A 21,413-nucleotide genomic window follows, 5' to 3' on the forward strand; every position below is an offset into this window, starting at 1 on the left:
TCACCCCGTCGGGTGGGGCTTTTGTGCATAGGGAGGAAAGTGATGAGTCTGGAAACCTGGCTGCTGTTCAGCGGCGCTGCGCTGGTGGTGATCCTGATACCGGGGCCACTGTCTTTGCTGATGATCAGCAACAGTCTGAATTACGGTTTGCGCCGTTCTTACCCGGCGTTTCTCGGGGGTGTGTTTGCTTCGATCTGCCTGCTCAGCGCTTCGGCGCTCGGCCTGGGTGCATTGCTGCTGGCGTCGGAACAGCTGTTCAGCGCCCTGAAAATCGTCGGCGCGCTGTATCTGTTCTACCTCGCCTGGCAGAGCTGGCAGCAATCACGCCAACCCTCCCTGGGCGCCGAAGTGCCCCAGGCTGCGCCGGTGCCACGCTTTCGTGCACTGTTCGGGCGCGCATTCATGCTCGGCGCCAGCAACCCGAAAGACATTTTGTTCTTTGCCGCGTTCCTGCCGCAGTTTTTGAGTGCCGAACAACCGTTCCTGCCGCAGTTGCTGGTGATGATTGCCACCTGGACCGTGCTGGATCTGCTGTGCAAGCTGGCTTATGGGCTGGGGGCTCATGGCGCGGCGCGGTATCTGCGTAGCGGCAAGGGGCAAAGCTGGTTTAACCGGGTCAGTGCCGGGTTGTTCAGCGGTGCGGGCGCGGCCTCATTGTTGAGCCGCTAAGGGCAAAAGATCGCAGCCTCGTTGCACTCGACAGCTCCTACAGGGGGAATGCGTTTCCATGTAGGAGCTGCCGAAGGCTGCGATCTTTTGACTTTCCACCAGGCGAAAAAAAGCCCGCAGTGTGAGCGGGCAAAAGACCAAAGAAGCTATATGCGCAGTCGCTTCCAGGTTGAGGCAGCTGCTTGGGGGATCAGCTGCCGCGATACGTGGAATAGCTGTATGGCGAAATCAGCAAAGGCACATGGTAGTGATCCTGTTCGGCAGAAATGCCGAACCGCAGCACCACCACGTCGAGGAACGCAGGCTCAGGCAGCTGAACGCCCCGGGCGCGGTAGTAATCGCCCGCATGAAATTGCAGTTGATAGACCCCGGTACGGTAGTCATCGCCTTGCAGCAACGGCGCATCGACCCGGCCGTCGCTGTTGGTGAGCGCCGTGGCGACCAGTTCCAGCTGCGAGCCTTCGACGCGGTACAGCTCGACCTTGATCGAACTGCCCGGGCAACCGTGTGCAGCGTCCAAAACGTGTGTAGTCAAACGTCCCATTGATTCTGCGCGCCTGCCTGCGTGGAGCAGTCAGACCTCGCGCCTCCCGAAGTCAGTTGAAAAGGAGACCGCACCGTTCCGGAGCACGAAACGTTGCGGCGAGCGACTGATTAAGACATTTTTCAAAAAAATTGTACACAATAAAAACGACATTTTTACTGCCACCAACGGCATTCAGGGTTTGCAGGCGAATCTTGCGCCAAACCATAAGATCAGTGGACCTTTTATCCATTAGCTGACCAGTCAGGCAGGTTTCTTGCAGCACCCTCCAATGAGGGCAGTCAGTGAAAAATGCAAAAAATCAGGCTTACAAAGTGAATATAAAGTTGTATACAATCACTCCATCGCTGTGACGCCAGCCTGCCCTCTCATCGCCAGGCCGCCACACACACCCTGACTTTGAACAAGTCGACACGAACAAGAAGGAAGACTGCAGTGAGCGCTGACTACCCACGCGACCTGATCGGTTACGGCAGTAACCCTCCTCACCCACACTGGCCGGGCAATGCCCGCATCGCCCTGTCCTTCGTGCTCAACTACGAGGAAGGTGGCGAGCGCAATATCCTTCACGGCGATAAAGAGTCCGAAGCCTTCCTCTCGGAAATGGTCTCGGCGCAGCCGCTGCAAGGCGAGCGCAACATGAGCATGGAATCCCTTTACGAGTATGGCAGCCGTGCCGGCGTCTGGCGGATTCTGAAACTGTTCAAGGAATTCGACATCCCGCTGACCATCTTCGCCGTGGCCATGGCCGCCCAGCGTCACCCGGACGTGATCCGCGCGATGGTCGAGGCCGGCCACGAAATCTGCAGCCACGGCTATCGCTGGATCGACTACCAGTACATGGACGAAGCGCAAGAACGCGAGCACATGCTCGAAGCGATCCGCATCCTCACCGAAATCACCGGCGAGCGCCCGCTGGGCTGGTACACCGGCCGCACCGGCCCGAACACCCGTCGGCTGGTGATGGAAGAAGGCGGTTTCCTCTATGACTGCGACACCTACGACGACGACCTGCCCTACTGGGAACCGAACAACCCGACCGGCAAGCCACACCTGGTGATTCCATACACCCTGGACACCAACGACATGCGCTTCACCCAGGTCCAGGGCTTCAACAAGGGCGACGACTTCTTCGAATACCTGAAGGACGCGTTTGACGTTCTTTATGCCGAAGGCGCCGAGGCACCGAAGATGTTGTCGATCGGCCTGCACTGCCGGCTGATCGGCCGCCCGGCGCGCCTGGCCTCGCTCAAGCGCTTTATCGAATACGCTAAAAGTCATGAACAGGTGTGGTTCAGCCGCCGTGTCGACATCGCTCGCCACTGGCAGCAAACCCACCCGTACCAAGGGGCTGCCAAATGAGCACCTTTCAAACGCTGAAACCCTCGACCCTGAGCCGCGACGCATTTGTCGCCGCCTTCGCCGACATCTACGAACACTCGCCATGGGTAGCCGAGAAGGCCTTCGACCTGGGCCAGGACGCTTCGATCGACCAGATCGAAACCCTGCACCAGCGCATGAGCGACATCCTGTTGAGCGCCGATCACGCCAGCCAACTGGCCCTGATCAACGCTCACCCGGACCTGGCCGGCAAAGCCGCCGTCCAGGGCCAACTGACCGAAGCCAGCACCCATGAACAGGCCGGCGCCGGTATCCACCAATGCTCGAGCGATGAGTTCCAGCGCTTCACCGAGCTGAACGACGCCTACAAGGCCAAGTTCAAGTTTCCCTTCATCATGGCGGTAAAAGGCAGCAACCGGCATCAGATCCTCGCGGCGTTCGAAACGCGCATTCACAACTCGGTCGACACCGAATTCAAATGCGCGCTGGCGGAGATCAACAAAATCGCGTTGTTCCGATTACTGACCCTATAGCAAGCCTGGCCCGACGTTGACGAACGCAAAAAACGCCCCGGGCCCTGCAAGCATCCCAAGCCAACTTATTAAAGGCAGACAAGAAGAATGAAAGCTTACGCCGTACCTTTCGAGAAGTTCGTCAACCTGGCCGACGCCCGTCTGGGCACCAAAATCATCTCGGTCACCGATGACTGGTTCGCAGACGCCAACCGTCTGTTCCAGCCGACCCCGGCCGTGTGGAAGGAGGGCGTGTTCGATGACAACGGCAAGTGGATGGACGGCTGGGAGTCGCGCCGCAAGCGCTTCGAAGGCTACGACAGCGCGGTGATCCGCCTGGGCGTACCGGGTTCGATCAAAGGCGTGGACATCGACACTTCATTCTTCACCGGCAACTACCCGCCATCGGCCTCCCTGGAAGCCTGCTTCCTGGCCTCGGGCGAGCCGGACGAAAACACCCAGTGGACTGAAGTGCTGTCGGCCGTCGAACTGCAGGGCAACAGCCACCACTACCACGAAATCAATAACGACCAGGCGTTCAGCCACCTGCGCTTCAACATCTATCCGGATGGTGGCGTGGCCCGTCTGCGCGTGTACGGCATTCCGTTCCGCGACTGGTCGGCCGTTGGCGACAACGAACAAGTCGACCTGGCTGCGGCCCTGAACGGCGGTCGCGCCCTCGCCTGCTCCGATGAACACTTCGGCCGCATGAGCAACATCCTCAACCCGGGCCGTGGCATCAACATGGGCGATGGCTGGGAAACCGCACGTCGTCGTACTCCTGGCAATGACTGGGTGATCGTCGCGCTGGGCCATGCGGGTGAAGTCGAGAAAGTCATCGTCGACACCCTGCACTTCAAGGGCAACTACCCGGACAGTTGCTCGATCCAGGGCGCATTCGTGAAGGGCGGCACCGACAGCCAGATCGAAACCCAATCGCTGTTCTGGCGCGAACTGCTGCCAAGCCAGAAGCTGGAAATGCACGCCGAACACACCTTCGCCGAACAGATCAAGGCGCTGGGCCCGATCACCCACATCCGCCTGAACGTGTTCCCGGATGGTGGTGTGAGCCGCCTGCGCGTTTTGGGCAAGGTCGCGAAGTAATGCTGAGCCTGTAGGAGCCGGGCTTGCTGGCGATAGCGCCCTCACTGACGCCATCGCCAGCAAGCCGGCTCCTACAAAAGCAGTACCCCAACACATTCGAGATTAAGAAGACCAGCATGCGCACATTGACGATTGAACCGCTGACCAAAGAAGCCTTCGCCCCTTTCGGTGACGTGATCGAAACCGACGGCAGCGATCACTTCATGATCAACAACGGTTCGACCATGCGCTTCCACAAACTGGCGACGGTGGAAACCGCCACGCCAGAGGACAAGGCGATCATCAGCATCTTCCGCGCCGACGCGCAGGACATGCCGCTGACCGTGCGCATGCTGGAGCGCCATCCGCTGGGCAGTCAGGCGTTCATTCCGCTGCTCGGCAACCCCTTTCTGATCGTGGTCGCGCCACTTGGCGATGCACCTGTATCAGGCTTGGTCCGCGCCTTCGTCACCAACGGCAGGCAGGGCATTAATTACCATCGCGGCGTCTGGCACCACCCGGTGCTGACGATCGAAAAGCGGGATGACTTCCTGGTGGTTGATCGCAGTGGCACAGGCAATAACTGCGATGAGCATTTTTTCCAAGAGGATGAGTGTTTGATCCTCGCCCCCCACCAATAAGAGAAGGTCTGATCACTCGACAACAAGGGTGACAGGCGAGAGGTAAAGACTGTGGAAGCACATCTGTTGGAATGGCTGAACCTGAGCGTGCGCTGGGTTCACATGATCACTGGCGTGGCCTGGATCGGCGCGTCGTTCTATTTCGTCTGGCTGGAAAACAACCTCAACCGGGTCAACCCGAAAAACGGGCTGGCGGGCGATTTGTGGGCAATCCATGGCGGCGGTATCTACCACCTGGAAAAATACAAACTGGCTCCACCGACCATGCCGGACAACCTGCACTGGTTCAAATGGGAAGCCTATTTCACCTGGCTGTCGGGGATCGCGCTGCTGTGCGTGGTGTTCTACTCCAACCCGACGCTGTACCTGCTGGCACCGGGCAGCACCCTGAGCGGCCCTGAAGGCGTGGCTATCGGCCTCGGCTCGTTGTTCATCAGCTGGTTCATCTACTCCTTCCTCTGCGACTCGGCCCTGGGCAAACGCCCTGCCCTGCTAGGCGCAATCCTGTTCGTGCTGATCATCGGCGCCGCCTACGGCTTCAGCAAAGTGTTCAGCGGTCGTGGCGCATACCTGCACGTCGGCGCGATCATCGGCACCATCATGGTCGGCAACGTGTTCCGCATCATCATGCCGGCCCAGCGCGCCCTGGTGGCGGCGATCGCCGAGAATCGCACGCCCGATCCGGCGCTGCCGGCCAAAGGTTTGCTGCGTTCGCGGCACAACAACTACTTCACCTTGCCGGTGCTGTTCATCATGATCAGCAACCACTTCCCGAGCACCTACGGCAGCCAATACAACTGGCTGATCCTGGCCGGGATCGCGGTGCTGGCGGTGTTGGTGCGTCACTACTTCAACACCCGTCACGACAGCCACAAATTCGCCTGGACCCTGCCCGTTGCGGCGGTCGGCATGATTTGCCTGGCCTACGTGACCGGCCCGGCGCCGATGTCCAGCGCACCTGAAGTGGCCAAGGCACCTGGGACCATCGAGTACCAGCCGCTGCCGGAAACCGCCCTGGGCGGTGGTGCCAAACCTGAAGCGGCGAAACCTGATGCGCCTGCCGCTGCACCAGCCCAGGCCTCGAATCAGGGCCCGACGTTCGACAAGGTTCACAGCGTGATTCAGGAACGTTGCGCGGTCTGTCACTCGGCCAAACCCACCAGCCCGCTGTTCAGTGCCGCACCGGCCGGCGTGATGTTCGATACGCCAGAACAGATCCGCCAAAACGCTGCCCGCATCCAGGCTCAAGCGGTCACCAGCCAGATCATGCCACTGGGCAACATCACCCAGATGACCCAGCAGGAACGTGACCTGATCGGCGCGTGGATTGTTCAGGGAGCTCCGACCCATTAATCGTTGAAAAGCTTCGCGGGCAAGTCGGATCGCCGCCCGCTCGCTCCTACAAGGTCAACACAATCCCTGTAGGAGCGAGGCTTGCCCGCGAACGGCCGCACTGCGGTCCCCCTGATACAAAAATCACAAGAATAAAAAAGATCCGAGGTGTTGCATGTCCGAGCTATCCGAAGCGCGCATCCCCGACGCACCCGCCATTCAACGTTTACCCCTTGTGCAACTGATTCTGGTCGGCCTGCAACACGTTCTGCTGATGTACGGCGGCGCCATTGCAGTGCCGCTGATCATCGGGCAGGCCGCCGGCCTGAACCGTGAAGAAATCGCCTTCCTGATCAACGCCGACCTGCTGGTGGCTGGCATTGCCACCATCGTCCAGTCGCTGGGCATCGGCCCGATGGGCATTCGCATGCCGGTGATGATGGGCGCCAGTTTCGCCGCGGTCGGCAGCATGGTGGCCATGGCCGGCATGCCCGGCATCGGCCTGCAAGGGATTTTCGGCGCGACCATTGCCGCCGGTTTCTTCGGCATGCTCATCGCACCGTTCATGTCCAAGGTCGTGCGCTTCTTCCCGCCGCTGGTGACCGGCACTGTCATCACCTCGATCGGTTTATCGCTGTTCCCTGTAGCCGTGAACTGGGCCGGTGGCGGCGCTGGCGCGGCTCAATTCGGTTCACCTGTCTACCTGGCCATTGCTGCACTGGTGTTGGCCACCATTCTGCTGGTCCACCGCTTCATGCGCGGATTCTGGGTCAACATCTCGGTGCTGATCGGCATGTGCCTGGGTTACGCGATTTGCGGCGTGATCGGCATGGTCGACCTCAGCGGCATGGACCAGGCGCCGTGGCTGCAAATCGTCACCCCGCTGCATTTCGGCATGCCGAAATTCGAGCTCGCACCGATTCTGTCCATGTGCCTGGTGGTGGTAATCATCTTCGTCGAGTCCACCGGGATGTTCCTCGCGCTGGGCAAAATCACCGGCCAGGACGTCACGCCGCGGATGCTGCGTCGCGGCTTGCTGTGCGATGCCGGTGCTTCGTTTTTCGCCGGCTTCTTCAACACCTTCACCCACTCCTCATTCGCTCAGAACATCGGCCTGGTACAAATGACCGGCGTACGTTGCCGCTCGGTGACCATCGTCGCCGGTGGCTTACTGATCGTGCTGAGCCTGCTGCCGAAAGCCGCGTTCCTGGTGGCATCGATACCTCCGGCGGTACTCGGCGGCGCGGCGATTGCGATGTTCGGCATGGTCGCCGCCACCGGGATCAAGATTCTCCAGGAGGCCGACATCGGTGACCGGCGCAACCAGTTGCTGGTGGCGGTGAGTATCGGCATGGGGCTGATCCCGGTGGTGCGTCCGGAATTCTTCGCCCACCTGCCGATGTGGATGAGCCCGATCACCCACAGTGGCATCGCCATGGCCACGCTTAGCGCCCTGGCATTGAACCTGTTGTTCAACATCCTCGGCGGTCACGAACGCGCAGCCGTCAACGACTGCCACGCCCACACGCACTGACACAGTACAAAGCACACACCCTGTGGCGAGTTCCCACAGGGGTGGCTGCCTGCACCTCAAACAATAAAAACAAGAGGGAGCAACAGATGATTCGTACCCAGACAAGTCTGTCGTTCAGCAATGCCCCACACCTGTCGCCAGTGCTCTGTTGCGGGGCACTTGAGACCTGGCCAAGGAGTCAGTATTCTCCGCGGCCGCCCGAATCCGGTCTAAAAAAAAGCCCGGATTTAATTCCTGACCGGAAAGCCAACTTACCCCGGCTCCGGGCAGTATCAAGGCTTCCCGAAAAGACGCTCAATCGACTGTTTTAGAACAGCCGAACGGGCATTTTTTGGCTTTTTGAAAGCCTTGGCTCAGCTCTTGCTAACAGCACCAAAGCTGACCGAATGGATGATTTTTTTACAGCAGCAAGAAAAGGCGCCACACCAGAGCGCCGACCTTAGAAAAATAACGTGGAACCACCTACTTTTTGGGAGCAACCGAATGAAACGTACGTGCACCAGCCTGATGCTCGCGGGATCCTTGCTGGCCGGGGGCCAGGCCATGGCCGGCGACTTGCTGCAATGGCAGAACAACAGCCTGACCTACCTCTATGGCAAGGACTTCCAGGTCAACCCGCGCATTCAGCAAACCGTCACTTTCGAGCACGCCGATGCATGGAAATACGGCGACAACTTCATGTTCGTCGACAAGATTTTCTACAACGGCAAGGACGACCCCGGCGTCGGTTCGAACACCTACTACGGCGAAATCAGCCCGCGCTTGTCGTTTGGCAAAATCTTCGACCAGAAACTGGAGTTCGGTCCGGTCAAGGACGTGCTGCTGGCCATGACGTACGAGTTTGGTGAAGGCGATACCGAGTCTTACCTGATCGGTCCTGGTTTCGACCTGGCGATTCCTGGCTTCGACTACTTCCAGCTGAACTTCTACCAGCGTCACACCGAAGGCAGCCGCCCGGGTGACAACGTCTGGCAGATCACCCCGGTCTGGTCCTACACCATTCCGGTGGGCGATTCGAACATCCTGATCGATGGCTTCATGGACTGGGTGGTCGACAACGACAAGAACAGCAAAGGCACCTACCACGCCAACCTGCACTTCAACCCGCAGATCAAATACGACTTGGGCAAAGCGCTGAACATTGGCGAGAAGCAGTTGTATGTGGGTGTCGAGTACGACTATTGGTCGGACAAGTACGGGATCAGGGACAGTCAGTACTTCAAGACCGATCAGAGCAACACGAGCTTGCTGGTGAAGTTCCACTTCTGATCGTAAAAGCTTCGCGGGCAAGCCTCGCTCCTACAGGTCTTGTGTCGTTCACCGGTTATGTGAACGACTCAAATCCGTAGAAGCGAGGCTTGCCCGCGAACAGCCACACCGCAAATCTCAAGCCGGAACCGCAGGCTCCACCAACCCCAGAAACCGGCACAGCTCATCGCGCTTGGCCAACGCATCGCGCCGCCCCAGATCAATCAATTCGCTGCAATACCCCGCCTCGAACAGCAGATAACTCAGCACCCCTGCCCCGCTGGTCTTGGTCGCCCCCGGCCCGCGTAAAAACAGGCGCAAGGCTGCCGGCAGTTCCTGGCGATGCCGCGCGGCAATTTCATCGATCGGCTGACTCGGTGAAATCACCAACACATCCACTGGCGCCGCTCCCAATGCACGACTCGAGATGCCATCGGGCAGCAGATGGCTGAACTGGTTCAGACGCTGCAACAACTCGATGTCACTTTCCAGGCTGTCAATGAACGTACTGTTGAGCAGGTGCCCACCGACTTGCGCCAGGGTCGGCTGCTGACCGGTGTAGGCACGTTGCAGCGGCTGTTGCGGATCGATCCCGCGCGGGTTGCCGCTGACGCCCACCACCAGCACGCGACTGGCGCCCAGGTGCAGGGCCGGGCTGATCGGTGCCGATTGACGCACCGCGCCATCGCCGAAATATTCTTCGCCGATTTTTACCGGTGCGAACAGCAACGGAATCGCGGAACTGGCGAGCAGATGGTCGACAGTCAGTTGGGTCGGCACGCCGACTCGCCGATGGCGCAACCAGGATTCGATGGTGCCGCCGCCCTGATAAAACGTGACGGCCTGGCCGGACTCGTAGCCGAACGCTGTAACCGCTACGGCCCGCAATTGCTTCTGCGCAATCGCTTCGGCAATCCCGGGCATGTGCAGTTTGTGATTGAGCAAGCGGCGCAGCGGCGAACTGTTAAGCAGGGCCACCGGCACCGGCGAGCCAATGCCCATCAGGTTGTGACTGACAAAACGGGCGGCCTGATGAATCACCCCCGGCCAATCGCTGCGTAATACCAGATGGCTGCGAAAACCTTGCCAGAAGGCCGTCAGACGCTCGATCGCACTCCGAAAATCCATCGCCCCACTGGCCAGGCTGACCGCATTGATCGCACCGGCCGAGGTGCCGACGATCACCGGAAACGGATTCGTCGCCCCCATCGGCAGCAGCTCGGCAATCGCTGCCAGCACGCCTACTTGATAGGCCGCACGAGCCCCACCGCCGGAAAGAATCAACCCTGTAACCGGTTCAGCAGGACTCATTGCAACACTCCATGGTGCTTAAAGGGATCGGTGACTCAACCGCGTTTGGCGTACAGTTTCGGCTCGCCCGGTGGGCGGCTCTTGAAGCGGCGATGCGCCCAGAGATATTGCTCCGGACATTCGCGCAACGCACCCTCCACCCATTGGTTGATCCGAATGCAATCGGCCTCTTCCGTCTCGCCGGGAAAGCCTTCGAGCGGGGCATGAATCACCAGTCGATAACCGCTGCCGTCAGCCAGGCGCTCCTGGGTGAACGGCACCACCAGCGCCTTGCCCAAGCGTGCGAATTTGCTGGTGGCGGTGACAGTTGCCGCCTGAATCCCGAACAGCGGCACGAAGATACTTTGCTTGGCGCCGTAGTCCTGATCCGGTGCGTACCAGATCGCTCTCCCTGCGCGCAGCAGTTTGAGCATGCCCCGCACGTCGTCGCGCTCCACCGCCAGCGAGTCGAGGTTATGCCGCTCGCGGCCTTGGCGCTGGATGAAGTCGAACAGCGGATTCTTGTGTTCGCGGTACATGCCATCGATGGTGTGTTGCTGACCGAGCAACGCTGCGCCGATCTCCAGCGTGGTGAAGTGCACAGCCATCAGAATCACGCCCTTGCCTTGCGCCTGAGCCTGTTTCAAATACTCCAGGCCTTCGACATGGGCCAGTTTCGCCAGACGCTTGCGCGACCACCACCAGCTCATGGCCATCTCGAAGAAGGCGATGCCGGTGGAAGCAAAGTTTTCCTTGAGCAGGCGTTTGCGCTCGGCAGCGGATTTTTCAGGGAAACACAGCTCAAGATTGCGCTTGGCAATGCGCCGTCGGTCGCCGGCCACTCGGTACATCAATGCGCCCAGGGCGCGACCGATCGCCAGTAACGCCGGATACGGCAACTGCACAATCAGCCACAACAGCCCCAGGCCACACCACAGCGGCCAGAAACGCGGAGAAAGAAATGCTGTTCGAAATCGCGGGCGTTCCATTAAAGGTTCCGGAAAGTTAATGGCCGCGCATTCTACATCGTTCGACCCGGCTTGCGGCCTGCGGGCGTTCTCGTTATAAGTCTCGGCACTTTTAGTGACAAGCCGTTGTATGCCGACCATGAGCCAAACCGAACCGCTAGACCAAGATCCCGTGTTCCAGTTGAAGGGCAGCATGCTGGCCATTACGGTGCTGGAACTGGCCCGTAACGACCTCGTGAACCTTGATCGGCAACTGGCCGCCAAGGTCGCCCAGGCGCCCAACTTCTTCAGTAATGCGCCGCTGGTACTGGCCCTGGACAAACTCCCGGCCAGCGAAGGCTCGGTCGACCTGCCGGGATTGATGCGCATCTGCCGCCAGCATGGCCTGCGCACCCTGGCGATCCGTGCCAGCCGCATTGAAGACATCGCCGCCGCCATTGCGGTCGATCTGCCAGTGCTGCCGCCGTCCGGCGCGCGGGAACGCCCGCTCGACCCGCTCGAAGGCGTCGTGGCGAAGAAACCGGAAAAACCACCGGAGCCGACCATCAAACCGACAAAAATCATCACGTCGCCAGTACGTGGTGGCCAGCAGATTTATGCCCAGGGCAGCGATCTGGTGGTGATTTCGTCGGTCAGCCCGGGGGCGGAACTTCTCGCCGACGGCAACATCCATGTATACGGCGCGATGCGCGGTCGTGTGCTGGCCGGCGTCAAAGGTGATACGAAAGCCAGGATTTTCTGTCAGCAAATGACCGCTGAACTGGTCTCCATCGCCGGTCACTACAAGGTTTCCGAGGACCTGCGCCGCGATCCATTGTGGGGCGCCGGAGTACAAGTCAGCCTGTCGGGTGACGTGTTGAACATCATTCGGCTTTAACGGATACTGCCGCATTTTCCAAGCATCTCTAAAACGTAGCGAAAACGGCTCAAACGAAGTAGGAAAAAGGCTAAAAGCAGTGTTTACCGGGGGTAGATACCGCTCAAAACCGGATTCCAGCCAAGGCTGTCCGACTGCAGTAGTTTTTCAAGAGATGTTTTTCAGGGGCTAAACGTCCTTTTTCCTTAGGGGTAAAACACCTTGGCCAAGATTCTCGTGGTTACATCCGGCAAGGGTGGTGTGGGTAAGACCACCACCAGCGCCGCTATCGGTACCGGCCTCGCTCTGCGTGGTCACAAAACAGTTATCGTCGACTTCGACGTCGGCTTGCGTAACCTCGACCTGATCATGGGTTGCGAGCGCCGCGTGGTGTATGACTTCGTCAACGTGGTGAACGGCGAAGCCAACCTGCAACAGGCCCTGATCAAAGACAAGCGCCTGGAAAACCTCTACGTGCTGGCCGCCAGTCAGACCCGCGACAAAGACGCGCTGACCCAGGAAGGCGTAGAAAAAGTCCTGATGCAGTTGAAAGAAGACTTCGAATTCGTGGTCTGCGACTCCCCGGCCGGTATCGAGAAAGGTGCCCACCTGGCCATGTACTTCGCTGATGAAGCGATCGTCGTGACCAACCCGGAAGTCTCCTCCGTACGTGACTCGGACCGCATGCTGGGCCTGCTGGCCAGCAAGTCCCGTCGCGCCGAAAACGGCGAAGACCCGATCAAGGAACACCTGTTGCTGACCCGCTACAACCCTACGCGCGTCGTCAACGGCGAAATGCTCGGCGTCGAAGACGTCAAGGAAATCCTCGCGGTGACCCTGCTGGGCGTGATTCCGGAATCGCAAGCCGTCCTCAAAGCCTCCAACCAGGGCGTGCCGGTGATTCTCGACGACCAGAGCGACGCCGGCCAGGCGTACAGCGATGCTGTCGATCGTCTGTTGGGCAAGACCGTGGACCATCGTTTCCTCGATGTCGAGAAGAAGGGATTCTTCGAGCGACTTTTTGGAGGTAGGTAATGAACCTTTTTGACTTCTTTCGTGCCAACAAAAAGCCCAGTACCGCCTCGGTAGCGAAAGAGCGTCTACAGATCATCGTGGCGCATGAACGCGGCCAACGCAGTACGCCGGACTACTTGCCAGCCTTGCAGAAGGAACTGGTGGAAGTGATCCGCAAGTACGTCAATATCGGGTCCGATGACGTGCACGTCGCTCTGGAAAACCAGGGCAGCTGCTCGATTCTGGAACTCAATATCACCCTGCCCGATCGCTGAGTCGATCCGGCGGGAGCCACGGCGGCTCAGGGCCCTTCCATGACTGGAGGGGGCCTGAGTCGCCGTTGGCGTTTGTTACGAGGCTGTTTTAATGCCGTTGTCCAACATCCGCATCATCTATCAGGACGCCGCCGTACTGGTGGTGGATAAACCGACCCTGTTGCTCTCCGTCCCCGGACGGGCCGATGACAACAAGGACTGCCTGATTACGCGCCTGCAAGAAAACGGCTACCCGGAAGCGCGAATTGTCCATCGGCTGGACTGGGAAACCTCCGGCATCATTCTGCTGGCCCGTGACCCGGACACTCATCGCGAGCTGTCTCGGCAATTTCACGACCGCGAAACCGAAAAGGCCTACACCGCCCTGTGCTGGGGACAACCGGAACTGGACAGTGGCAGCATCGATTTGCCCCTGCGCTACGATCCGCCGACCAAGCCACGGCATGTGGTGGACCACGAATTCGGCAAGCACGCCCTGACCTTCTGGCGTGTACTGGAGCGTTGTGGCGACTGGTGCCGCGTCGAGCTGACGCCGATCACCGGCCGTTCTCACCAGTTGCGCGTGCACATGCTCTCCATCGGCCACCCGCTGCTGGGTGACGGGCTCTACGCCCATCCGCAAGCCCTGGCTGCCTGGCCACGCCTGTGCCTGCACGCGAGCATGCTGAGCTTCACTCATCCGCAAAGCGGCGAACGCCTGCGCTTCGAGTGCCCGGCACCGTTCTAACGGTGGTGCCCAGGCTTCGGTGTCGAGGGGGCTGTTGTGGCGAGGGAGCTTGCTCCCGCTGGAGTGCGGAGCACTCCCAAAACCAGCGACCGTATTCTGTCGGGCACACCGCGCAAGCAGGATTTGCGGCCGCTGCGCCGCCGAGCGGGAGCAAGCTCCCTCGCCACATTAAATCTCACGCGCCGCCAACATCAGGCCCGCCGCACTTTGCGCTTTCAATACGTTAAACTGGCGCCACTGCTGTCTGGAGCTTCTTATGCGCGAAGAGTTGAACCAAGGCCTGATCGACTTCCTCAAGGCCTCCCCTACCCCGTTCCATGCCACCGCCAGCCTTGTCCAGCGCCTGGAAGCGGCCGGTTTTGTGCGCCTCGACGAGCGCGAGCCCTGGACCACCGAAGCCAATGGCCGTTACTACGTCACCCGTAACGACTCTTCGATCGTCGCGTTCAAAATGGGCCGTCATTCGCCCCTGCATGGCGGCATTCGCCTGGTTGGCGCGCACACCGACAGCCCGTGCCTGCGGGTCAAACCCCAGCCGGAACTGCAACGCCAGGGCTTCTGGCAATTGGGCGTCGAAGTCTATGGCGGTGCACTGCTGGCGCCGTGGTTCGACCGCGATCTGTCGTTGGCCGGCCGCGTGACCTTCCGTCGCGATGGCAAGGTCGAGAGCCAGTTGATCGACTTCAAGGCTCCCGTTGCAATCATTCCGAACCTGGCCATTCACCTCAACCGTGAAGCCAACATGGGCTGGGCGATCAATGCCCAGACCGAGCTGCCGCCGATTCTCGCGCAATTCGCCGGTGACGAACGCGTGGACTTCCGCGCCGTGCTCACCGATCAGCTGGCCCGCGAACATGGCCTGAACGCCGATGTGGTGCTCGATTACGAGCTGAGCTTCTACGACACCCAAAGTGCTGCCGTCATCGGCCTGCATGGCGATTTCATCGCGGGCGCTCGCCTGGACAACCTGTTGTCGTGCTACGCCGGCCTGCAAGCATTGCTGACGACCGAAACCGACGAAACCTGCGTGCTGGTCTGCAACGATCACGAAGAAGTCGGTTCCTGCTCGGCCTGTGGCGCCGACGGTCCGATGCTTGAGCAAACCCTGCGTCGCCTGTTGCCCGAAGGGGATGAATTCGTACGGACCATTCAGAAATCCCTGCTGGTCTCGGCCGACAACGCCCACGGCGTGCACCCGAACTACGCCGACAAGCACGACGCCAACCACGGCCCGAAACTCAATGCCGGCCCGGTAATCAAGGTCAACAGCAACCAGCGCTACGCCACCAACAGCGAAACCGCCGGGTTCTTCCGTCATTTGTGCATGGCCGAAGAAGTACCGGTGCAAAGCTTCGTGGTGCGCAGCGACATGGGCTGCGGCTCGACCATCGGCCCGATCACCGCCAGCCACCTGGGCGTGCGCACCGTGGACATCGGCCTGCCGACGTTCGCCATGCACTCGATCCGCGAGCTGTGCGGTAGCCATGACCTGGCACACCTGGTCAAAGTGCTGAGCGCGTTTTACGCCTGCCGCGAATTGCCATAACCCTTGTGATTAAAAGGCAACTTTTGTGGCGAGGGAGCTTGCTCCCGCTCGGCTGCGAAGCAGTCGTAACTTGGCAAACTCGGTCTGGCTGATTAGCCGATGTTGCTTTGTTTTGGGGCTGCTTCGCAGCCCAACGGGAGCAAGCTCCCTCGCCACAATGATCTTGCGATCCATTCCTGCCACACATCACCAACGCCCGCCCGAAAGCCGCCTAGACTTGCAGTAACCCCTCCGACAAGGCTGTCACCATGATCTCGATGTCTTCGTTTCACGCCATGCTGATCCCGATTCTTTCCGGGATGATCATGTTGGCCATCGGTTTCAACTTTCGCGACAAGAACGCCGGTGTGTTCGCGATGTGGGTCGGCATGCTGATGATCCTCGCCACCGTGATCTACAAGATCCTCGCCAAACTCAACGAATAAATCCTCGCGCCCGGCTCGCATTGATTTTGACGGGCTCGTACACTCGGCCGATTCGCTCATCCGAGGTTGACCGCCTAGTGTTCGCTCGTCTTTTTGCCCTGCCCTGTTTGTTCCTTGTCTGCCTGATGACGCTGCTGCCGCTGACGCCTGCCCAGGCGGCCGGCTTGCCGGGGCTGCTCAGCGGCTCGGCGAAAACCCAGCCCGAAGCGCAAGCTCCACTGGGGCAGTCGCTGGACGAAGTCATCAAGTCGCTGGAAAACGATCAGCAACGGACCAAACTGCTGGCGGACCTGAAAAAGCTGCGCGACGTCAGCAAAAAAGCCCAACCGACCACAGAAGAAGGCGTGCTGGGCCTGATCGGCGGCACCCTGGCCAGTTTCGAAAAGCAATTTTCCGGCGCCGACAGCCCCCTCACTCGCTGGTCCGAAGAAGTCAACCTGGCCAAGGATGAACTGGTGGCACTCATGCTGCCGGCCAATGAATGGCTGCCCATCATATTTGCCTTCGCCATGATCCTGATGGTCTGGAGCTTGCTGGCCGCCGCCCTGATCTGGCTCGGCCACCGAGTGCGCATGCGCTTCGGCCTCACCGAAGAACTGCCGCAACACCCCAAGGCCCTGGACATGCTGCGCTTTGCCTTGCGCAAACTCGGGCCGTGGATGATCGCCCTGGTCATGACGGTTTACATGACCTACGCCCTGCCCTCGTCACTGGGCAAAAGCCTGGCCATGGTGCTGGCTTATGCGCTGGTGGTCGGTACCTGTTTCTCGGCGATCTGCGTCATCGCGTTTTCCCTGCTCGATGGCCCGCATCGTCATCGCGCCCTGTACATCCTGCGGCATCAGGCCTTCCGCCCGTTGTGGCTGATCGGCAGTTTCGCCGCCTTCGGTGAAGCCCTGAACGACCCGCGCCTGATCGCCAGCCTCGGTGAACATCTGGCCCATACGGCGGCGACGTTCGCCAATGTACTGGCGGCGATCTTCACAGGTTTTTTCATTCTGCGTTTCCGCCGGCCCATCGCGCACCTGATCCGCAACCAGCCGCTGTCTCGGCGCCTGACCCGCCGCGCCTTGAGCGACACGATCGAAATCCTCGGGACGTTCTGGTATCTGCCGGCGCTGGTGCTGGTGGGCATCTCGCTGTTCGCCACCTTCGTCTCTGCTGGCGACACCAGCACCGCGTTGCGTCAGTCGCTGATCTGCACCGTGCTGCTGGTGTTGTGCATGGTCATCAACGGGCTGGTGCGCCGTCATTCACTCAAGCCTCAACGCGGCCCCAAGCGCCATGCGCTGTATTCGGATCGTCTGAAAAGCTTCTTCTACACCCTCGCCCATCTACTGGTATGGCTGGCGTTCATCGAACTCGGCCTGCGGGTCTGGGGCATGTCGCTGATTCGCTTCACCGAAGGCGAAGGCCATGAAGTCAGCGTCAAACTGTTCAGCCTCGGCGGCACGCTGATTTTTGCTTGGCTGATCTGGATTCTCAGCGACACCGCCGTGCACCACGCCCTAACCCGCTCGCGCAAAGGCCTGGCCAATGCCCGCGCGCAGACGATGATGCCGCTGATCCGCAACGTGCTGTTCGTGGCGATTTTCATCATTGCGCTGATCGTCGCCCTGGCGAACATGGGCATGAACGTCACGCCGCTGCTGGCCGGTGCCGGTGTCATCGGCCTGGCCATCGGTTTCGGCGCGCAATCGCTGGTGGCCGACTTGATCACCGGGCTGTTCATCATCATCGAAGACTCCCTGGCCATCGACGACTACGTGGACGTCGGCGGTCACCTGGGCACGGTCGAAGGCCTGACCATTCGCACCGTGCGCCTGCGGGACATCGACGGCATCGTCCACACCATTCCGTTCAGCGAAATCAAAAGCATCAAGAACTACTCCCGGGAGTTCGGCTACGCGATCTTCCGGGTGGCGGTGCCCTCAAACATGGACATCGACGAGGCGATCAAGCTGATGCGCGACGTCGGCCAGAAAATGCGCACCGACCCGCTGCAACGGCGCAACATCTGGTCGCCGCTGGAGATCCAGGGGGTCGAAAGTTTCGAGTCCGGCAATGCGATTCTGCGCGCGCGCTTCAAGACCGCGCCGATCAAGCAGTGGGAAGTGTCCCGGGCATTCAATTTATCGCTGAAGCGGCATCTGGATGAGGCCGGGCTGGATCTGGCGACACCGCGCATGAGCATTCAGGTGATCACCCCCGGTGGCGAACAATCTGCGTAGATGGGGTTCAAACCACATCCACCCCGACATGAATCGCATCATGGCGCCAAAACTCCAGGTCACAATCGATCAGCCGCTGGTGCTGATCGTAGTTGACCCGGGCAATCCGCAACCCCGGGCTGCCCACCGACACCCGTAAAGCCGCCGCGGCGTCCACCGACAACGCGGTCGGCACGATCTCGAAGCGCACCCGCCCGTAGTGCAAGTCGTAATGCCGCGCATACAGTTCGGTCATCGACTGATTCAAATCGAAATCCAGGATCCCCGGAAAATACTGCGGGTTCAGGTAGTGCTCCACATACAGCACCAATCGCCCGTCAATCCGTCGCGAGCGGCAGATCTGGATCACGCTCGACAGCGCCGGCAACTGGAGCCAGGCACATACCGCCGCTGACGCCGGTTGCAAACGCGCGGAAATCACCTCGGTGGACGGCACCCGCCCCTGGGCGCTGACCATCGCGTGAAAGTGGCTGCGTTGCATCAGGTTATAAGCCAGCCGTGGTGGCGACACGAACCAGCCGCGACGCTCCTCGCGATAAATCTGGCCCTGGGCCTCCAACTGCAACAACGCCTCACGCACGGTGATCCGCGTGGTACCGAACAACTCACTGAGCTTGCGCTCGGCCGGCAACTTGCTCCCAGGCGCCAACAGCCCGTGGTCGAGCTGTTCTTGCAGAACCTGCCCGATCGCTGTCACCGCTTTGGTTGTCTCGATGCGCATCAACGTTACCTATCTGGACTAGACCAGCACTGATTCAGGGCAGAACCGCGATTGAAACCGGGCTCCATCAATTGCCTGCAAGCCTAGGCACTGCAGATGACTGACAGATGACAAAGCCGCCGAACGGTTGCTTCAGACACCTGCAATTTCATGGCCAAGTCCCTTTCATATCAGCCCTTTAGCCATGGTCTACGCTTATCTCGCACCCCGCGTATCCGAGCGCAGGAAATTCAGGCCGACCGGTCGTCGACATCAAAATGTCATCCAGGACGCCTAAATTGGCTCAGGTATTGCTGACCTAGACCAACACAACCGCAATCGCAGCGTTGAAAACGCCCAAAGGAGCTTCGGATGAAACAGTTTTTCCTGGCATCACTGTTAGGCTCGACCATTGCCCTGTGCACTGCCGCCATGGCGGCGGATACCGATCTGAAAACACTCGAAGCCGCTGCGAAAGCGGAAGGCGCCGTCAACAGCGTCGGCATGCCCGATGACTGGGCCAACTGGAAAGGCACCTGGGAAGACCTGGCCAAGAAATACGGCCTGAAACACATCGACACCGACATGAGCTCGGCCCAGGAAATCGCCAAGTTCGCTGCCGAAAAAGACAACGCCACAGCCGACATCGGCGACGTCGGTGCCGCCTTCGGCCCGATCGCGGTCAAGCAGGGCGTGGTGCAACCTTACAAGCCGAGTACTTGGGCACAGGTTCCGGACTGGGCCAAGGACAAGGACGGTAACTGGGCACTGGCCTACACCGGCTCCATCGCGTTCATCATCAATAAAAAGCTGCTGCACGGTTCCGAAGCACCGACCAAATGGGCCGACCTCAAGAGCGGCAAGTACAAAGTCTCCATCGGTGACGTAAGCACCGCAGCCCAGGCTGCCAACGGCGTACTGGCCGCCGCCCTCGCCAATGGCGGTGACGAGAAAAACATTCAGCCAGCCCTGTTGCTGTTCGCAGACATCGCCAAGCAAGGCCGCCTGTCCATGGCCAACCCGACGATCGCCACCATGGAAAAGGGTGAAATCGAAGTCGGCGTGGTCTGGGACTTCAACGGCCTGAGCTACAAGGCCAAGATGGCCAATCCGGATGACTACACCGTGCTGATTCCATCCGATGGCTCGGTGATTTCCGGCTACACCACCATCATCAACAAATACGCCAAGCACCCGAACGCCGCCAAACTGGCCCGCGAATACATCTTCAGCGACGCTGGCCAGATCAACCTGGCAAAAGGCAACGCCCGTCCAATTCGCGCCGAGCATTTGACTCTGCCGGAAGAGGTCAAGGCCAAACTGCTGCCTAACGAGCAGTACAAAAAGGTCACGCCGATCAAAGACGCCGACGCGTGGGAAAAGACCTCCAAGTCGCTGCCGCAGAAGTGGCAGGAAGAAGTCATCATCAATATGCCGTAAACCTGTAGATCCCCATTTGGAACTCCGATGGAGATCCAAATGGGGAAGCGGGCCTGTGGCGAGGGGGCTTGCCCCCGTTCGAGTGCGCAGCGCTCGTAGATACTGGGTCCGCTGCGCGGCCCAACGGGGCGATGCGGCGGTCCGACAAGCCCCCTCGCCACAAGCCCGCTCCCACAGGGGATTGGTTGCGTATTTGATCATCTGTTTTTTGCGGAGTCCCACCCCCCATGAAGCACAACGTCATCCTTGTCGTGCTCGACGGCCTCAATTACGAAGTCGCGCGCCACACCATGGGGCATCTGCAGGCTTACGTTGGCGCAGGACGCGCGGCGCTCTACAAACTGGAATGTGCACTGCCGGCCCTGTCCCGACCACTTTACGAATGCATCCTGACCGGCGTTGCGCCGATCGACAGCGGCATCGTTCACAACAACGTCTCGCGCCTGTCCAACCAGCGCAGCATCTACCATTACGCCACCGACGCCGGCCTGAAAACCGCCGCCGCGGCCTATCACTGGGTCAGCGAGTTGTATAACCGTTCACCGTTCGTGGCTGCCCGGGACCGTCACACCGACGACCCGAAACTGCCGATCCAGCACGGTCACTTCTACTGGAACGACCACTACCCGGATTCGCACCTGTTCGCCGACGCGGAAAACCTGCGCCTGCGCCACGCGCCGAACTTTCTATTGGTCCACCCCATGAACATCGACGACGCCGGGCACAAGCACGGCCTCGACACCCCGCAATACCGCAACAGCGCCCGCTCGGCGGACGTCATCCTCGCCGACTACCTGCAAGGCTGGCTCGATGCCGGATACCAGGTGCTGGTGACCGCCGACCACGGCATGAACAACGACCGCTCGCACAACGGCCTGCTGCCTGAAGAACGCGAAGTGCCGCTGTTCGTCCTCGGCGACGCCTTCAGCTTCAACCAAGGCGCTGCACCGAAACAAACCGAACTGTGCGGCACCGTCTGCGAACTGCTGGGCGTGCCCCACGACAAACCTGTGTGCCGGGAGCTGCTCAAGTGAATG

Annotated in this window: 21 protein-coding genes; 17 read left to right on the forward strand and 4 right to left on the reverse strand. The window is 60.1% G+C overall.

Going from position 1 to position 21,413, the window contains the following annotated elements:
* Positions 1-42: 42 nt before the first annotated feature.
* Positions 43-669 (forward strand): LysE family translocator, encoded by a 627-nt coding sequence (locus LOY28_RS20860; protein ID WP_096479757.1) that lies wholly within the window; start codon positions 43-45, stop codon positions 667-669.
* A gap of 190 nt (positions 670-859) precedes the next feature.
* Here LOY28_RS20860 and uraH read toward each other — a convergent pair whose 3' ends face one another.
* Positions 860-1,213 (reverse strand): hydroxyisourate hydrolase, encoded by a 354-nt coding sequence (gene uraH, locus LOY28_RS20865; RefSeq protein WP_007940831.1) that lies wholly within the window; start codon positions 1,211-1,213, stop codon positions 860-862.
* Positions 1,214-1,648: 435 nt separating this feature from the next.
* Here uraH and puuE point away from each other — a divergent pair, with 435 nt between their 5' ends.
* The 7 genes from puuE (at position 1,649) to LOY28_RS20900 (ending at position 8,925) form a co-directional block, all read left to right on the forward strand.
* A complete protein-coding gene (puuE, locus tag LOY28_RS20870) occupies positions 1,649-2,575 on the forward strand; it encodes an allantoinase PuuE (RefSeq protein WP_007940832.1) in 927 nt (308 codons plus the stop codon).
* Positions 2,572-3,087, forward strand: a complete 516-nt coding sequence (uraD, locus tag LOY28_RS20875) for a 2-oxo-4-hydroxy-4-carboxy-5-ureidoimidazoline decarboxylase (RefSeq protein WP_204125033.1) — start codon at positions 2,572-2,574, stop codon at positions 3,085-3,087. Before puuE ends, uraD begins: the two co-directional genes overlap by 4 nt.
* 87 nt (positions 3,088-3,174) lie before the next feature.
* Entirely contained in the window at positions 3,175-4,170 is a 996-nt protein-coding gene (gene alc, locus LOY28_RS20880) for an allantoicase (protein WP_007940834.1), read from the forward strand.
* A gap of 116 nt (positions 4,171-4,286) precedes the next feature.
* The gene (locus LOY28_RS20885; protein ID WP_018925187.1) at positions 4,287-4,790 is read left to right on the forward strand and encodes an ureidoglycolate lyase; all 504 of its coding nucleotides are present in this window, start codon (positions 4,287-4,289) and stop codon (positions 4,788-4,790) included.
* A gap of 51 nt (positions 4,791-4,841) precedes the next feature.
* On the forward strand, positions 4,842-6,143 hold the full coding sequence (locus LOY28_RS20890; RefSeq protein WP_018925186.1) for a urate hydroxylase PuuD: 1,302 nt from the start codon (positions 4,842-4,844) through the stop codon (positions 6,141-6,143).
* 154 nt (positions 6,144-6,297) lie between these two features.
* A complete protein-coding gene (locus LOY28_RS20895; protein WP_018925185.1) occupies positions 6,298-7,656 on the forward strand; it encodes a nucleobase:cation symporter-2 family protein in 1,359 nt (452 codons plus the stop codon).
* A 483-nt stretch (positions 7,657-8,139) separates the two neighbouring features.
* Positions 8,140-8,925 carry an outer membrane protein OmpK gene (locus LOY28_RS20900; protein WP_018925184.1) on the forward strand — a complete coding sequence of 262 codons (786 nt, stop codon included), beginning with the start codon at positions 8,140-8,142 and terminating at the stop codon, positions 8,923-8,925.
* Between the two features lie 117 nt (positions 8,926-9,042).
* Here the strand turns inward: LOY28_RS20900 and LOY28_RS20905 are convergent, their stop codons facing one another.
* The gene (locus LOY28_RS20905) at positions 9,043-10,215 is read right to left on the reverse strand and encodes a patatin-like phospholipase family protein (RefSeq protein ID WP_111454643.1); all 1,173 of its coding nucleotides are present in this window, start codon (positions 10,213-10,215) and stop codon (positions 9,043-9,045) included.
* A 35-nt stretch (positions 10,216-10,250) separates the two neighbouring features.
* On the reverse strand, positions 10,251-11,183 hold the full coding sequence (locus LOY28_RS20910; protein ID WP_018925182.1) for a lipid A biosynthesis lauroyl acyltransferase: 933 nt from the start codon (positions 11,181-11,183) through the stop codon (positions 10,251-10,253).
* Positions 11,184-11,301: 118 nt separating this feature from the next.
* Between LOY28_RS20910 and minC the strand changes: the two genes are divergently transcribed.
* The 7 genes from minC (at position 11,302) to LOY28_RS20945 (ending at position 18,236) form a co-directional block, all read left to right on the forward strand.
* A complete protein-coding gene (gene minC, locus LOY28_RS20915) occupies positions 11,302-12,039 on the forward strand; it encodes a septum site-determining protein MinC (protein ID WP_026286338.1) in 738 nt (245 codons plus the stop codon).
* Positions 12,040-12,240: 201 nt separating this feature from the next.
* Positions 12,241-13,053, forward strand: coding sequence for a septum site-determining protein MinD (minD, locus tag LOY28_RS20920; RefSeq protein ID WP_007940844.1), 813 nt, complete (start codon positions 12,241-12,243; stop codon positions 13,051-13,053).
* On the forward strand, positions 13,053-13,307 hold the full coding sequence (minE, locus tag LOY28_RS20925; protein WP_007940845.1) for a cell division topological specificity factor MinE: 255 nt from the start codon (positions 13,053-13,055) through the stop codon (positions 13,305-13,307). The genes minD and minE overlap by 1 nt, the downstream gene beginning before the upstream one ends.
* A gap of 91 nt (positions 13,308-13,398) precedes the next feature.
* Positions 13,399-14,034: an RluA family pseudouridine synthase gene (locus tag LOY28_RS20930; protein WP_018925180.1), complete on the forward strand. Its 636-nt coding sequence runs from the start codon at positions 13,399-13,401 to the stop codon at positions 14,032-14,034.
* A gap of 256 nt (positions 14,035-14,290) precedes the next feature.
* Positions 14,291-15,580 carry a M18 family aminopeptidase gene (locus LOY28_RS20935; protein WP_018925179.1) on the forward strand — a complete coding sequence of 430 codons (1,290 nt, stop codon included), beginning with the start codon at positions 14,291-14,293 and terminating at the stop codon, positions 15,578-15,580.
* 248 nt (positions 15,581-15,828) lie between these two features.
* The gene (locus LOY28_RS20940; RefSeq protein ID WP_008005668.1) at positions 15,829-16,005 is read left to right on the forward strand and encodes a hypothetical protein; all 177 of its coding nucleotides are present in this window, start codon (positions 15,829-15,831) and stop codon (positions 16,003-16,005) included.
* Between the two features lie 77 nt (positions 16,006-16,082).
* On the forward strand, positions 16,083-18,236 hold the full coding sequence (locus LOY28_RS20945; protein ID WP_086945806.1) for a mechanosensitive ion channel family protein: 2,154 nt from the start codon (positions 16,083-16,085) through the stop codon (positions 18,234-18,236).
* 7 nt (positions 18,237-18,243) lie between these two features.
* Here the strand turns inward: LOY28_RS20945 and LOY28_RS20950 are convergent, their stop codons facing one another.
* Positions 18,244-18,957, reverse strand: coding sequence for a UTRA domain-containing protein (locus LOY28_RS20950; RefSeq protein ID WP_007940851.1), 714 nt, complete (start codon positions 18,955-18,957; stop codon positions 18,244-18,246).
* A 351-nt stretch (positions 18,958-19,308) separates the two neighbouring features.
* Here LOY28_RS20950 and LOY28_RS20955 point away from each other — a divergent pair, with 351 nt between their 5' ends.
* Both LOY28_RS20955 and LOY28_RS20960 read left to right on the forward strand, forming a co-directional pair.
* Complete coding sequence (locus tag LOY28_RS20955; protein ID WP_018925177.1) at positions 19,309-20,376, forward strand: ABC transporter substrate-binding protein; 1,068 nt, start codon at positions 19,309-19,311, stop codon at positions 20,374-20,376.
* A 227-nt stretch (positions 20,377-20,603) separates the two neighbouring features.
* Entirely contained in the window at positions 20,604-21,410 is an 807-nt protein-coding gene (locus LOY28_RS20960) for an alkaline phosphatase family protein (RefSeq protein WP_258612481.1), read from the forward strand.
* The last annotated feature ends 3 nt before the right edge of the window (positions 21,411-21,413 follow it).

This window comes from Pseudomonas sp. B21-017, assembly GCF_024749245.1.
Classification (GTDB): domain Bacteria; phylum Pseudomonadota; class Gammaproteobacteria; order Pseudomonadales; family Pseudomonadaceae; genus Aquipseudomonas.

Coding starts and splice junctions, on each gene's coding strand:
- LOY28_RS20860 (WP_096479757.1), top strand. CDS start 43: ATGAGTCTGGAAACCTGGCTGCTGTTCAGCGGCGCTGCGCTGGTGGTG.
- uraH (WP_007940831.1), bottom strand. CDS start 1,213: ATGGGACGTTTGACTACACACGTTTTGGACGCTGCACACGGTTGCCCG.
- uraD (WP_204125033.1), top strand. CDS start 2,572: ATGAGCACCTTTCAAACGCTGAAACCCTCGACCCTGAGCCGCGACGCA.
- alc (WP_007940834.1), top strand. CDS start 3,175: ATGAAAGCTTACGCCGTACCTTTCGAGAAGTTCGTCAACCTGGCCGAC.
- LOY28_RS20885 (WP_018925187.1), top strand. CDS start 4,287: ATGCGCACATTGACGATTGAACCGCTGACCAAAGAAGCCTTCGCCCCT.
- LOY28_RS20895 (WP_018925185.1), top strand. CDS start 6,298: ATGTCCGAGCTATCCGAAGCGCGCATCCCCGACGCACCCGCCATTCAA.
- LOY28_RS20900 (WP_018925184.1), top strand. CDS start 8,140: ATGAAACGTACGTGCACCAGCCTGATGCTCGCGGGATCCTTGCTGGCC.
- LOY28_RS20905 (WP_111454643.1), bottom strand. CDS start 10,215: ATGAGTCCTGCTGAACCGGTTACAGGGTTGATTCTTTCCGGCGGTGGG.
- LOY28_RS20910 (WP_018925182.1), bottom strand. CDS start 11,183: ATGGAACGCCCGCGATTTCGAACAGCATTTCTTTCTCCGCGTTTCTGG.
- minC (WP_026286338.1), top strand. CDS start 11,302: ATGAGCCAAACCGAACCGCTAGACCAAGATCCCGTGTTCCAGTTGAAG.
- minE (WP_007940845.1), top strand. CDS start 13,053: ATGAACCTTTTTGACTTCTTTCGTGCCAACAAAAAGCCCAGTACCGCC.
- LOY28_RS20930 (WP_018925180.1), top strand. CDS start 13,399: ATGCCGTTGTCCAACATCCGCATCATCTATCAGGACGCCGCCGTACTG.
- LOY28_RS20935 (WP_018925179.1), top strand. CDS start 14,291: ATGCGCGAAGAGTTGAACCAAGGCCTGATCGACTTCCTCAAGGCCTCC.
- LOY28_RS20940 (WP_008005668.1), top strand. CDS start 15,829: ATGATCTCGATGTCTTCGTTTCACGCCATGCTGATCCCGATTCTTTCC.
- LOY28_RS20950 (WP_007940851.1), bottom strand. CDS start 18,957: ATGCGCATCGAGACAACCAAAGCGGTGACAGCGATCGGGCAGGTTCTG.
- LOY28_RS20955 (WP_018925177.1), top strand. CDS start 19,309: ATGAAACAGTTTTTCCTGGCATCACTGTTAGGCTCGACCATTGCCCTG.
- LOY28_RS20960 (WP_258612481.1), top strand. CDS start 20,604: ATGAAGCACAACGTCATCCTTGTCGTGCTCGACGGCCTCAATTACGAA.